This is a genomic window from Treponema porcinum, assembly GCF_900167145.1.
Classification (GTDB): domain Bacteria; phylum Spirochaetota; class Spirochaetia; order Treponematales; family Treponemataceae; genus Treponema_D; species Treponema_D porcinum.
Genome location: NZ_FUWG01000006.1, coordinates 1 through 14,667, shown reverse-complemented (window position 1 = coordinate 14,667; position 14,667 = coordinate 1). Strand labels below are relative to the sequence as shown.

The window sequence follows — 14,667 nt, the reverse complement described above, 5'->3', positions numbered from 1 at the left end:
TTGTATAATTGCCACATAATCAGTTATTGAGGTGTTTTATGAATTACGAAATCGTAGAAATGGAAGAAAGGACTTTTGCAGGAGTATCTGCAGTTACAAAAAATGATTCGCCTGATATGCAAAGTGTAATCGGCGGACTCTGGCAGAAGCTTTATTCTGGTGTAGCTCAGTCAATGAAAAATCGAGTGAACAGAAAATCTGTCGGGCTGTACTGCGATTATGCACAGGACATGAGTTATACAGTTCTTGCCGGCTGCCAGATTTCAAGTGAAGGTATTGCCGAAGCTGAAAAAGACGGACTTACTGTTAAAAAAATTCCTGCCGGAAGATATGCAAAATTTACCGTAAAAGGTGAAATTCCAAAAGCAGTTGCAGAAAGCTGGGATCAAATCTGGAACACTCCGCTGGAACGCACTTTTACCGGAGATTACGAAGAGTACCAGGAAGACTGTGCTACAGGTAATGGAACAATTTTTATTTATCTGGCCGTGAAATAATCGGGAGAGAGGCTGAAATGCGAAAAGTATATCTTTATCTTTTGAATACAATGGCTGACTGGGAAACCGGTTATATTTCGGCAGAATTACATTCCAGAAGATTCTTTAAAAAGGATGCCGAAGAAATCATCTTTAAACATGCGGCTGTTTCAAAGGAGTCAATTAAAACTATGGGCGGACTTTCAGTTGTTCCGGACTGCACGATTGATGAAATTTCAGCTGATGAAAATACTGTTCTGATTCTGCCTGGTGCCGATTCCTGGAATGAAACGAAAAACGAAGCTATTCTTGAAAAGGCACTTAAAATCATTGAAGTCGGGGGAACAGTCTGTGCGATTTGTGGCGCAACCGCTGCTCTTGCAAAAAAGGGCGTTCTTGATAAGAGACCGCACACAAGTAATGGCAAAGGTTTTCTTGAAATGTTTGTTCCAGAATACAAAGGCTCTGAGTTTTTTGTTGATGAAGCGGCTGTGTGCCACAATAATCTGATTACAGCAGGTGCCACTGGCTCTCTTTTATGGACAAAACTTATTCTTCAGAAACTCAATGTTTTTGAAAACGCCGCACTAGACGAATGGTACAATTATTTTAATACAGGAAAAGCCGAACACTTTTTTGCCCTGATGCAAATGGTGTCGTGATAAAAGGAAAAATTTAGACATAAATGCAGACCGAATCTCTTTTTGAATTAACTTACATTCTTCTGGAAAAAAAGCAGGTTACTGCCTCAGAAATGGCAGAACACTTTGGCGTAAGTCAAAGGACGATTTACCGTTGGGTTGATGCGCTGAACCTTGCAGGCGTTCCGATTTATGCAATCAAAGGCAAAGGAGGTGGGCTCTGCGTTTCGGAAAAATATGCTCTGGACAAAACTGTTTTTACAGAAGATGAAAAGCTTGAACTTTTAGCTGGAGTTCTGGCACTTGAAAATCTCAGCGGAAACAAACAGTCAGCAGTAACAAAACTAAAATCCCTAACAAAAGCAAATGCAGACTGGATTGAAATTGATTTTGCCCCTTGGAATCCAAAACTTACTGAAATAAAAAATATTTTCAATCTATTAAAAACCGCAGTTCTAAGCGAACGGAAGGTTCGTCTTGATTACTATTCAAGTAACGGCAATTGCACAAACAGGATTCTATGTCCATGGAAAATTGTTTTTCGCGGTCAGGCATGGTATTTGTGGGCGTGGTGTGAGAAAAAGAAAGAAAACCGCTTCTTTAAGCTAAGCCGAATGAAAAATGTAGAAATCCTTTCCGAAAAGTCAGAATCAGATCTGAAAATAAATTCAAATGCCACTCAGATGGATTATTCCGGTTACCGCGAAGACACTACCACGAAAATTACGCTCAAATTAAGGGTGCATAGCCAGGATGTTTACAGAATACTTGATGATTTTTGTGCAGACAGTATTCAGGATGACACTCCTTTCTCCAAAATATTAACCCTTTCAGTTCCAAAAATGCCATGGCTCACAGACTGGCTACTGAGTTTTGGAAGCCGCCTTGAAATCCTAAGCCCCGACAGTATAAAAAAACAACTGAAAGAAGAAGTAGAAAAAATGGCAGCAAAATTTTAGCAGAACAAAGGATTTGAAACATTCCCAAAAGATAATAAAAGATTATAAAATTGAAAGAAGCCTATCCAAAATCAGCCTGTCCGCCGGAAGCCAGTCCAGAGAATAAAGGTTTTCTCCAGTTACCCACTTTGCATCCTCGTGTTCCAAAAGCTTTAAGTCGCCCGAAACTACTGAACACAAAAGGCAGTGCATGGTAAGATGAAAAGCCGGATAATCATACTCCACTACCCCAAGAGTTTTTTCTGCCTTTACGACAGTGGCAAGTTCTTCCCGGATTTCGCGGACAATGCATTGTTGCGGTGATTCGCCAGGTTCAAGTTTTCCGCCGGGAAATTCCCAGCCGCCTTTAAAATCGCCGTAGCCGCGCTGGGTGGCAAAGAGTTCTTTTTTTTGAGTCTGCGGATTTGTGCGCACGATTATGGCGGCGCTTACGGTGATGTGTTTCATAATTCAATCTCCGGATTATTTTTCCCAAGCATATCAGTCCTTGTTGTAAAATCCAAATATAATTCATCAGGCACAGGATTTTCAAGGGCAAAATGAATTGTAATAGGCTTGTTGCCTTCAGCAGTATCAGAAAAAGGCACGACTTTTCCAAGATAAACAAAAGGCTGAGTTACACCTTCTACCTCTTCAAATTTACGGACAAAAAGATGTAGGTTTATTCCCCGCTTGTAACTAAAAATAATGTTCTGTCCTACTTCCGAATCCTGCGTTGTACTGTTCGGTGACTGCCACTGAAAAACTCCAGGCGTAATGAATTTATCTTTGTAGTTTATAGACTCTTTGATGTTGGCATTTTTATGAAGATTTACAAAAATAAAATAATCTGGCTTTGCAGAAGTCAGAAGTCCCTGACCGCGGAACGAAGAATGAATCTTCTTGTAATTGCACAAAAGTGCCGTGTCACGCATTGAATATTCATAATACAGCTTTAAGAACGGAAGCCCATAATCGGCACTGCCAAATTCGTTCTGATAGCGAAGAAGATTATATTGAATCAAATCTTCGAACCAAGTACGGCAACTTTCTTCGTTTTTCAGAGCGGATTTTACTTCACTGCTAAATGAAACTGACTTACCGTCAAAAGAAAGAAGTGCCTTTTCAAATCTTTTAAGTTCTGATGAATCAAAATATTTTCCGCTCAAAGTTTCTGCTGCATGAATCAGATTTTCAGCATGAACTTCATCAAGAAACTTATGGGCTCTATTTATAAAATCATCAATTTTTACCGAATAATTTTCAGCATTCAATAATTCATTTGCAATTAGCCATTCTTCAATTCGTTTTGCAGGCGTATAAAAAGTGAACAGACGCATGAGCTGCTTAAACGCTTCGTTTTCCAAGAGAACAGAAAGTTCAGGGTGAGTCTCTTTTTCCATAAAAGCGGCAAACTCAAGATAGGTCTTGTAATTCGTATTGAACGAAGAAAAACGCAGTGGGTCAACACTTCCGTCATGCTTTAAATAATCAATCAGCATAGGAATTTTTCCGCCACAAACGTGTTTAAAATTCAAGTAGGATTCCTTCATATACTTCATTGACATAAAGCGCTCATTTTCAAGCTGATGAAGAATCTGCTGCTTTGTAATTTTGTCCATGTGGATGTAAGTTCCGTTTGGCAAATCGGCAAAATCTGTTTCTACTTCAACTTTTAGCGAATCCTTGTCAAAGTTCTGCTTACCGTTCAAAGCAATCGCCATCAAAAATGACTTGTTGTAGTTTCCGATAAAATCAAGAACCGTAACGAATTCTTTATCTGCAAGTTTACGCAATCCTCGTCCAAGCTGCTGAATAAATATAATAGAAGACTCCGTCGGGCGAAGCATTAAAATCGTGTTTACGGACGGAATATCAATTCCTTCGTTGAACAGGTCAACCGTAAAAATCACCTTAAGTTCGTCATCATCGTTTTCAAGACGTTTTGTAAAAGCAATTCGCTCGTCAATGCTCTTGTTGTCTTCACTAGAAAGAGCTACGGCAGGAATTCCACGCGCACAAAATTCACTTGCCATAAATTTTGCGTGTTTTATGTTCTGACAAAATCCCAGAGCTTTTGTTTTTTCACCATCGTGACCGTAAAATTTCATTTTTTCTATTATGTAATCAACTCTGTGACTTACCATCAGCATTCTGGCAATTTCTTCGGTATATTCAGATGTGCCAGGTTCCGCTTTGATTTTTGTGTAGTCAATTCCTTCGGCATCAGTAAGACCAAAATAATGGAAAGGACAAATCAGATTGTATTCAAGTGCCTGCCTCAGACGGATTTCTACAGCAATGTTGTTGTCAAAAAGCGCGTAAATGTCGCCGCTGTCACTGCGTTCAGGAGTAGCCGTCAGACCTAGAAGAAAATCAGGCTTAAAATACGAGATGATTTTCTGGTAGCTGTCGCTTGAAGCGTGGTGCGCTTCATCGATTACGATGTAGTCAAAAGTGTCAGGAGCAAATTCCGTAAAATGCCGGCTCATCGTGTCGCGAGTTGCAAAAAGATAAGTGCAATTTTCGTCTTTTTGATTTCCTGTATAAAAACCGGAAACATAATTTTTTCCAACCGCTCCGCATATAGTGTCAAAAGATTCTTTTGCCTTTTTTAATATGTCCTCACGGTGAACGATAAAAAGCAACCGTTTTGGATTTACCTGAAGAGCATCAAAAACAGACATATATGTTTTTCCGCTTCCTGTTGCTGCAATTGCAAGTGCCCTTTTTGCGCCGGTTTTTCGAAGCCTATCAAGTTTTACGATTGCTTCCTGCTGCATTTCGTTCGGCTGGATTGCCTGAGCTCTCTCGTAAGTAAAAAGCTCATTGACTTTTTTAGCCTGAACATCCTTTTTAATCCGCGCAAGATAATCACGGTACGAAATTAAAAAATCATCAGAATATTCTTTTGCCCACGGACTTTCCCAAAGCTGCTCAAATTCATCAAGTACGGATTTTGCAAAAACTCCCGGTTCCTGCGCTTCCTGCACAGGTTCATTCTGCAGCACGTTCCATTCGATATTTGTTTTAAGAGCACGACCGGTGATGTTTGAAGAACCGATTATTACAGTCCACAGGTCATTGCTTTTACTGTCAGTTGATTTATGAAAAAGATAGCCTTTTGCATGGAAGCCGTCGTTCTGAGTCGGCGGAACATAAATCTTAAGCTTGATGTTAGGAAATTCAGAAAGACGCTTTAAAACTTGTGGAGTCGTCATGTTCTGATAGGTAGTCGTTAAAATCTCGCCAGGAATACCGCGCTCAGAAAGTACCTGCAAAGTTTCAAGCAAAACCTGAAGCCCGCCAAAAGTAATAAATGCCACACTGATTTTGAATTCACTGCACTGCTCTAAGTTTTCAACCAGCGTATTAAAAAAACTGCGAGTACGACCGTTATAGATGAACTGAGTTGACTCCATGTGGATACCTTAAATTTCAAAAACCTTTTTGAATGCTTTCAAATGTTGTTGTGAATAGTTTTTTAACGTTGAAATCTGACAGGTGTGCCTTATAGAGAACTCTTTACATAATTGCACGGTATTTGATATTTTCATACGAACAGAACCATTCTCCAAATCCGGACATTCTTTCATTATTGAACTGATAGCATTAACAAGAGAACTGCTAGAATCCACAAAATCTCTCTTAAAAACTTCGCAAACCACGATACATTCCTTATCTGTCCATTTATGACCCATTTTTTTTCCTAAATGCATCACTTTAAACGGTCGTTTTTGGTGATGTTTTTTTCTTCTTTATTTATATTTTTATTGCACATTTTTTCCTACTATAATTATTATGGAAGAAAGTTGTTTTTAAGAAAGCAATGTTTCCCTCCATATTTTTTTTATAGCATATTTTTTGATTTTTGTGAATTATGACTTTTTCAACGGGTATTTTCGATACATCGAAATGTAAAGAACATATCCGTCAGTTTTTACCCTATTATTTTCAGCATCTGCTCGATATTTTCCTGCGAACCAAGCTGTTTTGCCGCAATGAACTTTTTTACCGTATTTCTGTGGACGCCGTACAGTTTTGCCATCTGATTTACAGAAATTCCCTGCATAATCATAATTGTGGCACCGATTTCTGCTCCGTCCAGTTTTGAAGTTTCAGTTGTGCTTCCTTTGGGGCGTCCGAGTTTCTGACCTTCGGCTTTTTTTCGTTCAAGAGCTTCTTTTGTCCGCTGGCTTATAAGGTTACGCTCAATTTCAGCCGAAAGTCCGAATGCAAAAGCGAGCACCTTTGACTGAATGTCATCGCCAAGCCTGTAACCGTCCTTGATTGTCCAGATTCGTGCACCTTTTTCCATCAGTTTGTTTAGGATTGACATAATCATAAAAAGACTGCGCCCAAGCCGCGAAAGTTCCGAGCAGATAATCAGGTCATCTTTTTGAATTGAATCAAGAAGTTTTCCAAGCGCTCGATTTTCCGGCCTGATTGTTCCGCTCACAGTTTCTTCAATCCAGCTGTCAAGAACAAGCGAATTGCGTTTTGCAAATTCCAGGATTTCAAACCGCTGATTTTCCACAGTCTGCTTGTCCGTACTTACCCGAATGTAACCATAAATCATATTTTAAAGATATAAAAAAAAAAGGAAGATTGTGGAGATTTTTTGGAATGCAGCAAGTTTTTCAAGGGAGCTTGGTGTAAGTTCGTCATATTTTGTAACAGAGGCAAGGGCAAGTTGGGTAAGAAAGTGATACCCAAAACGACCGTTTAAAGTGTACAAAAGGAGGGGAAAGCCTTCCCCTCGCTCCAGCCGGAGAACCGTCTTCCGCTACCCCTTCTCCTAGGGGCGATGCCCCTAAGACCCCGATTAATTTTCATGTATTAGATTTATTTTCTGGAGCCGGGGGATTTTCTTGTGGTCTTGATATGGTTGAAGGATTTCAAACAGAAGTTGCAACAGATTTCGATCCGAAAGTCATAAATACATTTCAAAAAAATTTTCCAAATACTTATTGTATTTGTGGAGATATTTGTTCTTCTGAAACAAAACAAGCAATTATTCAAAAATCAAAAGAACGAAATGTAAACATGGTTATTGGAGGACCTCCCTGTCAGGGGTTTAGTTTAAAAGGTAAAAATCTTGGAATAAAAGATCCGAGAAATTTTCTTTTTAGAGAATATGTAAATATTGTAAAAGAATTACATCCTCAAGTATTTATTATTGAAAATGTTAAAAATCTTATTGCGTCCGCGAATGGATTTTTCATCAGGCAAATATATGAAGAATTTGAAAATCTTGGATATACATTAAATCACGATATTGTAAATGCCTACAATTTTGGTGTTCCCCAAACCAGGGAAAGAACTATTATTATAGGAACTCTATCTAATAAAAGAATAACAGTTCCAAAACAAAATAACGCACCAAGAACAACAGTTCGAGATGCTATTTCTGACCTTGCTTATTTAGATTCTGGTGAAGGCTCAGATATTTCAGAATATCAAAATGATTCACAATCAGAATACCAGCAGAAAATTCGTAATGGTAGCAAAATGCTTTATAACCATAAAGCAACAAATCATTCAAGTTTTGCATTAGAAAAACTAAAAATGATTCCTCCTGAAGGAGATAAGACTTCCATGCCGAAAGAACTTTATGGAAAGCAGCAATTTTCGACAACTTGGGCGAGATTAAAATGGGATTCTCCTTCTCCTACAATTGATACAAGATTTGATACTCCTTCTAATGGTAGAAACTCACATCCTTTATTAAATCGCTCAATAACACCACGAGAAGCTGCCAGAATACAAAGTTTTCCAGATTCATTTATTTTTTACGGAAATAAATGCTCTGTTTGTAAACAAATTGGAAATGCAGTTCCTCCACTTTTAGCAAAAGCTCTTGCAGAACAGATTAAGGAGGAATTCAAAAATGTCTGATTCAATGATTATTTACAATGATGATGCATATACAAAAATAAATGAACTCATTTCTGCTGGTATTATTGTAAATCATATAATTACAGATCCTCCATATAACATTTCTAAAAATAATAATTTCTCAACAATGAAAAAACCACGTACAGGTGTAGATTTTGGGTTATGGGATAGAGGAAAATTTGATTTATTTTCTTGGATTCCTTTATATACAAAACTTTTAGACAAAAATGGTTCAATTATAATTTTTTGCTCATATAGATTTTTAAGTTATATTGCAGATGTTCTTGAAGGAGAAGAATCAAATTGCGAAGTAAAAGATATTTTGATTTGGCAAAAATCAAATCCGATGCCACGAAATATTAATCGCCGTTATGTGCAAGATATGGAATTTGCAATCTGGGCAGTAAAGAAAAATTCAAAATGGGTTTTCAACAAAACCGTTTCTAAACCGTATTTACGCAGTTTATATACAGCTCCTGTTGTAAATGGAGCTGAAAAAGTTGGACATCCTACACAAAAATCTCTCTCTGTAATGAAAGAAATCATATCTATTCATACAAACGAAAATCAATTGATTTTAGATCCATTTATGGGCAGTGGAACTACCGGAGTTGCTTGTAAAGAATTAAATAGAAAATTTATCGGAATTGAAAAAGATAATAACTACTTTGAAATGGCAAAAAGGAGATTAGAAGTATGACTTTAGATGAATTTGTAAATCTAGAGATGTCACCTGCAAAAGCATTTCTTCTTGGTATGATATTTCCATTATATACAGAAAAAACAGCTGCTAATGGTAATAGATATGTATTAGCTCAAGTTAGACATAATGCAGCTCATATTTCTGAAGAGGATATATTAGAGCATCATAAAAAAATAAAACAATTCCTTGGCAGTTATAAATTATCTGAAAAAATCAAAATAACAGCAAATCAAACAGAAGAATTCGGAAATCTATCTGGAGCTTTAAGGGGATTTACTCTTCTAATAGAGAAAGACAGTTCTGAGAATGAGAATGTGAGTTTTCAAAAAATTTATAAACTTGTATCAAAACTAAAATTTGAAAGCATAGAAAATAAGCGCTTTTTTATAAAGGGGATTTTTGATGGTCGTGGTTCAATGGATACAAATAGTCATTTAATTGTTGTTGATTATAAATTATCGGAAGATACATTTCAAACTTTTTCTGACATTGTCGAATCTGTTGGATTTGAACTTACTCCTAATAAAAGGCATGACGGAGAAGCCCGTAATGCGCAATTTAGAATAAAAACTTCATCTCTAAAAAAATTTAATGATGAAATAGGTTTCTTTTCAGTAAGAAGACAAAATTATTTAAATGATATGTTAAAAAAACTAGGAGTAGATAAATGAACTTTACATTTTCAAATGGACTCTATACTATAGGAAAAAATTTTTTTTCAAAAAAAGAACTTATTGATCTTATACAAGATGATTTAATAGAGAATCTTCTTACAAAAGATGAATCCATAATTGAAAAAAAAGAACCTTCCAATCAAAATCTCTCTTACTCCACCCACGCCCCCACCCAAACCATCTACTACGGTGTGCCAGGTAGCGGAAAATCTCGCAAAATCGATGAAAAGACAAAATTCGTTTCTGACGAGCAGAAAATCCGCGTTGTTTTCCATCCTGAATATACAAATGCAGATTTTGTCGGACAGATTCTGCCTGTTGTTGATGGCGATGCTGTTAAGTACACTTTCAAGCCGGGGTCATTTACTCGAATTCTTGTTGCAGCACTCAAAAATCCTGAAAAGCCTTATTATTTGATTATAGAAGAAATCAACCGCGGAAATGCAGCTGCAATTTTTGGTGAGATTTTTCAGCTTCTTGACCGAGGTTCAGACGGTTGGAGTTCGTATTGCATTATGAACGATGACATCAATTATGAAATCCGAAAAACAGTACCGGAATTGAATTGGACTGCCAACACTGGAATCCGCCTTCCGCCAAATCTTTCTCTGTTTGCAACTATGAATACAAGCGACCAGAACGTTTTTACTTTGGACAACGCTTTCCAGCGAAGGTGGGAAATGGAACTTGTTCAAAATCAATGTAGTGATTCTTCTCAAATGAATGCAAAAATCACCGTGAATAATCAGTCCATCACTTGGAAGGGTTTTCAGACTCAGATTAACAGCATTATCGGCGAAAAGTCAAATGAAGGCGGACTTTCCAGCATGGAAGACAAACGGCTCGGCTGCTGGTTCATCAAAGCTGAAAACGGTATCATTGAAGAAAAAAAGTTTGCGAACAAAGTTCTTAAATATCTTTGGGATGACGCATTCAAGTTTTGTCATCAGGAAATTTTTGAGAGCGACATAAAGAATTTTGAAGAACTGCAAAAAAGATTTTTTGAAAAAGGTTTTGATGTTTTTTCTGAAAACTGTGGATTAAAAGATTTTCTTTCGACAACTCAGCCGGATTCAGAATCAAAAAGCGAAACCACGACTCCGCAAGATTCAGAATCGCAGTCTGAAACTTCTGAACAGTAAGGATTTTAATGAATTCAGCAAATGATGTCCGAAATAAAAATGTTTCTCTTTCTGACCTTTGTGTTTATTTTGATGCGGAAAATTCCCGCGATGAAGAAACAGGTCTTGTTGATAAATTCGTCGGTCTTCGTTTTGTTGATGGAAAACTTTCAATTCACTTTCCTGTTGGCTATGCAAAATCTGAAAATGCAGACGACAGGCAAATCCGACTTGATATTTTGAACCTGATCAGCGTTCTTTCTTCCTTCGGAACGCCGGAATCATTATTGCATCAAACAGACGTTCGCTTAAAATCTACTCAGGTAACATTTCCGATTCACGCTTATTTTTTTGTAATCAACGATTTTTTAAATCACGGTTACTACAGGTCAAAAGAACAGATTTACAAACGCGCACCTTCCGGAAAAATCTCCTGGAGCCGAACAATCAAACAGGTACGTCCCCAGATTGCAAATGAAAATGCGGTCTACTTGGAATTCATAACGCACCGAACGAATCACAACGAAGCTGAACTTATCACGCTGATTCACAAATTCTGCGTGCATGAAAGTTTTTGCAAATTGGGATTTCTTTTTTCTTCTTTTGTGCCTGCAAAGCCGCCGATTGCGTTTAACAAAAACTTTTTTACTTCCATCCTGCAGGCAAAAATCGCCCACACTTTTAACGAAAGCGAACTTCTGCTTTTTAAGAACATGCTCGACATCATCCTTTATCTGGACAGTTCAGCGGACAAAGAAAATTTTATTTTCGGGACAAATAATTTTCATCACATTTGGGAACAGCTTGTTGATTCTGTTTACGGCGAAAAGGACAAGGAAAAATTCTACCCGAAAGTTTACTGGCGGCTGAACGGAAGCAAGGCTGATTTTTCGTTTGGAAATTCCGAAAAGCGAAATTCCCTCCGCCCTGACACAATCATGATTCAAAACCGCGGAAAACCTGAACAGAAAATATTTGTGCTCGATTCAAAATATTACCAGTACGGCGCAACCAAAAATCCAAATCACCTGCCGGACAGTGCAAGCGTCGTAAAGCAGCTGGCCTATGCCGAATATATTGCCAACCCGAAAAACAAAATCAAACTGCCGTCCGACATTCAGCAAAACCTCGATTCCCAAAAAATCTACAACGCATTTATCATGCCCGCCTTTGTAAACGAGAGCCAAAACATCGGCTTTGTTTCCGCAGACTACGCCCTGCCCCAGGATTCTGAACAGACAGAAAAACCTTACAACAAAATCTACGGCATCCTTTTGGACACTCGCACGCTCATGCACTCCCACAAGGCCCACAACATTCAAGCAATTGGTGAACTTGCACAGAGGATTGCGCATTAATCAACACTTTATTAAGTTTTGAGTTTCACAAAATGAGGAAGATTATCTATTCCTTTCTTTAGTGAATTCAATCAAATCTGAATAATCACCATTATCTGCATTTCCATTAGAATAATTATTGGTTTCTATCCAATGTTTTTAAATCAAACTAATCCCAGATTTGCTTTGTATTATTGTTGATAAAATCATTTGCCATGTCCATAACAGCTTCGTCAGTCGTAATATTTTGATTTTCAAGAGCCATATTCAAATTAACAGTTTTTATGATATTTTGAGCTTTTTCTTTTGCCTGGGTTATCCAGTACAAATATTTCTTCCATCAGTAACAAAATGTTTTACAGCTGTTTGATGATGTTTCAATTCCGTTTTGAAAAATTCAGGATAATACTTTACTGTCGAATCCAATGAAATCCAATGCAAGTATTTTTTATGGTCATCTTCTGCAAAAGTCTGATTTTTTGGTTCAAAATTTTCAGGTACTTTCATATAAAAGAAAAATGAAATCTCATAAATCAGTTTTCCAAGATTAGAATCAACATCTCCATAAAAATAATTTTCATGAACAAAACCTAATCTGTCAACTTCCATTTGAATCCCGGTTTCTTCATAAACTTCCCTAATCACAGCTTCTTCAACCGTTTCTCCAAACTTTATTCTTCCGCCAACAGAATATAAATACTCAGGATTTTTACTGTTTGCAACCATAAGAATCTTATCTTTTTTCATGATGATTGCACCAACCCGAATGTTTAACAAACCATTTCCGCATGGAACTGTCATATCAAATTTTATATTTTCTTTCATTATAAACACCTCATAAAATACAAATTTGACAGAAACTACTGAGTAATCGCTTCAAGTGTAAATCAGTACTTTCCTAGAATTAAGCGAACAACTTTAACATTTCCGTCTTTTTCGGTTGACTCGATATTAAATCCGCACTTTTCTGAATAAAACTTTACATTTTCAAGTTTATCAGCTGGCGTAATTAAAGTGAACTCTTCCCAGTCTTTGTAAAACTCTTTTACAAATTCAATTACCTGTGTTCCTATTCCCTTGCCTTGAAATTCCGGGATTACGCACAGGCAGCCGATTTCGTATATCTTCTTTTCCTTTTTTTTGCAGGAAACACAGCCAACTGGTCTTTCATTGCACAGTATAAGAAATTTCGGATAATCCAAAATGGATTTTTCCATTACTTCTTTCGTTTTTCCATACGCAGGACATTCACCGTATTTAATGTAATCGTCGTAAAATGAAGCATTGTAAATCTCTATCAGCTGTTCTGCATCGGCAAGGGAAGCCTTTCTGAATTCAAGTTTCATGGATAGTATCGCAATCCTGCCACAGCCGTTCTTTTGCTTCTGCTGTTGGCTGAATTATCAATAATTTTTCCAATTGTTTCTTCTGGATTTTTCATCATGATGATTTTCCTCTATAAAATTTTAAGTTATCTATCTGCGCCAGATTCAAAAATTCTGGATTGTTTTTCAGTCAAATATTTTTACTAATGATGCATGAGCTTTCAGTTCTGAAAAACCTGACTTTATGTAAAAACTGTAAGCCGGTAAATTTCTTTCTGTTTGCAAAAAAATGTGATTGACATTCAATTGCTTTACATATTTTTTTCCAATATCTTTAATCCTTCTTCAACACTTTTTCCCAATATTTCCTGTGTTTTTTTGAAGTCATAGGCTTTGTGTAAGTTGTCATGAACCTGAAGGAATTTTTCTTTTCCGTATTTTTTTATGAACAATGCCTGTGCTTTGCAGGCAAAAGCTCCATCGTTATCAGGTTTATAGAATCCTTTTGTGCAGTCTGCCAATTCATTGCATTCATAACAGCCGTCGATTTTCTTTTCCTTACAGCAAACTATGTTTGGGCAGTTTCCGCTTTCATGAAATGTTCCGTAAGAACAGCAGCTGAATACTGAACGGCATCCTCCGCACCATTCTCCTAGAAAGCAGTGATTACAGGAAAATCCGCAATAGGCCGTCATGTCAACGTTTTTTCTTGCATCCTTTACAATTTCTGCCTTCCACTTTGCCCCGTTATTATATCGTCTGTCCTTTTCTTGTCCCTCTAATGCAAGATTTTTTCTGTATATTCTTGAATCTTCTCCATTTATGTCTTTTTCGGTTTTATAAAATTCAAATCCGTATTTTTCATATAGACCATCATGATTTGTAGAAATATAAATGTATTCGCGTTCCATTACAGTTGCTATACTTTCGGCATAATCTAAAAGCATTCCTGCATATTTATTTCCCCTGTATTCAGGAAATGTATACAAAAATCCAATCCATGGTGATAAATCCGTCGGCTGGATATCATCCTTTGGTGCAAAAGTGCAGAATGAAACAAGCCTGTCTTCATCCACAAGCAGGAGAACAAGTGCCGTTCCGCCAAGTTTTTGTTTTAAACTGTTTTCGCTTAAAAGCTGATGCAAATATTGTCCTGCTTCCCAGTCACATTTTTTTATTTCTTTTAGCCAATGCTCTTTGTTTTCTGTTGTAAAATATTCAATTATCTTCATAGATTCACTCCCATAAAAAGTCAAGAAGATTCTTGACAGAAGATTGTTTTAACAATCGAGTGACTTTTTACTAAATTGTAATAAATATTCGGATTAAAAATTCAGATTTTATTTTCCGGCTAAATAAATTGAATTATAGCATTTCGCACTTATGACAGACTTCGATTATTTCTGAATATGGTTTGAGTTCTTCCTCTGTAACTCCATGAAGAACCAAGTATTTTTTCAGAAGTTTTTCCCGCTGCCTTATGATTGCCATTTCTTCTTCAGATTTACCCTCATCAGAACTTCCGTCTCCTTTAAGCAGATAAAAAGTTCTTGC

16 protein-coding genes are annotated in these 14,667 nt (G+C 37.0%); 8 read left to right on the top strand and 8 right to left on the bottom strand.

Annotation, left to right across the window (positions count from 1 at the left end):
- The first annotated feature begins 38 nt into the window (after window positions 1-38).
- From B5D55_RS04580 to B5D55_RS04570, 3 genes are read left to right on the top strand one after another with little or no spacing between them, the layout of a single operon-like run.
- Window positions 39-497 (top strand): GyrI-like domain-containing protein, encoded by a 459-nt coding sequence (locus B5D55_RS04580; RefSeq protein ID WP_078932820.1) that lies wholly within the window; start codon window positions 39-41, stop codon window positions 495-497.
- A 17-nt stretch (window positions 498-514) separates the two neighbouring features.
- Window positions 515-1,138, top strand: a complete 624-nt coding sequence (locus B5D55_RS04575) for a DJ-1/PfpI family protein (protein ID WP_078932819.1) — start codon at window positions 515-517, stop codon at window positions 1,136-1,138.
- Between the two features lie 23 nt (window positions 1,139-1,161).
- Window positions 1,162-2,076, top strand: coding sequence for a helix-turn-helix transcriptional regulator (locus B5D55_RS04570; protein ID WP_078932818.1), 915 nt, complete (start codon window positions 1,162-1,164; stop codon window positions 2,074-2,076).
- Between the two features lie 42 nt (window positions 2,077-2,118).
- Here B5D55_RS04570 and B5D55_RS04565 read toward each other — a convergent pair whose 3' ends face one another.
- From B5D55_RS04565 to B5D55_RS04550, 3 genes are all read right to left on the bottom strand, one after another.
- Window positions 2,119-2,523 (bottom strand): (deoxy)nucleoside triphosphate pyrophosphohydrolase, encoded by a 405-nt coding sequence (locus B5D55_RS04565; RefSeq protein ID WP_078932817.1) that lies wholly within the window; start codon window positions 2,521-2,523, stop codon window positions 2,119-2,121.
- Window positions 2,520-5,477: a DUF3427 domain-containing protein gene (locus tag B5D55_RS04560; RefSeq protein WP_078932816.1), complete on the bottom strand. Its 2,958-nt coding sequence runs from the start codon at window positions 5,475-5,477 to the stop codon at window positions 2,520-2,522. The genes B5D55_RS04565 and B5D55_RS04560 overlap by 4 nt, the downstream gene beginning before the upstream one ends.
- Before the next feature lie 518 nt (window positions 5,478-5,995).
- Window positions 5,996-6,634, bottom strand: a complete 639-nt coding sequence (locus B5D55_RS04550) for a master DNA invertase Mpi family serine-type recombinase (RefSeq protein WP_078932814.1) — start codon at window positions 6,632-6,634, stop codon at window positions 5,996-5,998.
- 245 nt (window positions 6,635-6,879) lie between these two features.
- Here B5D55_RS04550 and B5D55_RS11685 point away from each other — a divergent pair, with 245 nt between their 5' ends.
- The 5 genes from B5D55_RS11685 to B5D55_RS04530 are packed head-to-tail and all read left to right on the top strand — an operon-like array spanning window position 6,880 to window position 11,809.
- Window positions 6,880-7,953, top strand: a complete 1,074-nt coding sequence (locus B5D55_RS11685) for a DNA cytosine methyltransferase (protein ID WP_200805287.1) — start codon at window positions 6,880-6,882, stop codon at window positions 7,951-7,953.
- The gene (locus tag B5D55_RS11680) at window positions 7,946-8,653 is read left to right on the top strand and encodes a DNA-methyltransferase (RefSeq protein WP_200805279.1); all 708 of its coding nucleotides are present in this window, start codon (window positions 7,946-7,948) and stop codon (window positions 8,651-8,653) included. The genes B5D55_RS11685 and B5D55_RS11680 overlap by 8 nt, the downstream gene beginning before the upstream one ends.
- A complete protein-coding gene (locus B5D55_RS04540; RefSeq protein ID WP_078932813.1) occupies window positions 8,650-9,327 on the top strand; it encodes a hypothetical protein in 678 nt (225 codons plus the stop codon). The genes B5D55_RS11680 and B5D55_RS04540 overlap by 4 nt, the downstream gene beginning before the upstream one ends.
- On the top strand, window positions 9,324-10,472 hold the full coding sequence (locus tag B5D55_RS04535; RefSeq protein ID WP_078932812.1) for an McrB family protein: 1,149 nt from the start codon (window positions 9,324-9,326) through the stop codon (window positions 10,470-10,472). Before B5D55_RS04540 ends, B5D55_RS04535 begins: the two co-directional genes overlap by 4 nt.
- A gap of 8 nt (window positions 10,473-10,480) precedes the next feature.
- Complete coding sequence (locus tag B5D55_RS04530) at window positions 10,481-11,809, top strand: LlaJI family restriction endonuclease (protein WP_078932811.1); 1,329 nt, start codon at window positions 10,481-10,483, stop codon at window positions 11,807-11,809.
- Between the two features lie 148 nt (window positions 11,810-11,957).
- On the opposite strand, the gene B5D55_RS11575 is transcribed toward B5D55_RS04530, so the two are convergent.
- The 5 genes from B5D55_RS11575 to B5D55_RS11570 all read right to left on the bottom strand — a co-directional run.
- On the bottom strand, window positions 11,958-12,116 hold the full coding sequence (locus B5D55_RS11575; RefSeq protein ID WP_159446154.1) for a helix-turn-helix domain-containing protein: 159 nt from the start codon (window positions 12,114-12,116) through the stop codon (window positions 11,958-11,960).
- Complete coding sequence (locus tag B5D55_RS04525) at window positions 12,104-12,613, bottom strand: NUDIX hydrolase (RefSeq protein WP_078932810.1); 510 nt, start codon at window positions 12,611-12,613, stop codon at window positions 12,104-12,106. Before B5D55_RS04525 ends, B5D55_RS11575 begins: the two co-directional genes overlap by 13 nt.
- A gap of 62 nt (window positions 12,614-12,675) precedes the next feature.
- Entirely contained in the window at window positions 12,676-13,134 is a 459-nt protein-coding gene (locus B5D55_RS04520) for a GNAT family N-acetyltransferase (RefSeq protein WP_078932809.1), read from the bottom strand.
- 290 nt (window positions 13,135-13,424) lie between these two features.
- Window positions 13,425-14,345, bottom strand: a complete 921-nt coding sequence (locus tag B5D55_RS04515; protein WP_078932808.1) for a GNAT family N-acetyltransferase — start codon at window positions 14,343-14,345, stop codon at window positions 13,425-13,427.
- 133 nt (window positions 14,346-14,478) lie between these two features.
- A partial coding sequence (locus B5D55_RS11570; RefSeq protein WP_159446153.1) for a hypothetical protein occupies window positions 14,479-14,667 on the bottom strand: 189 nt, incomplete at its 5' end.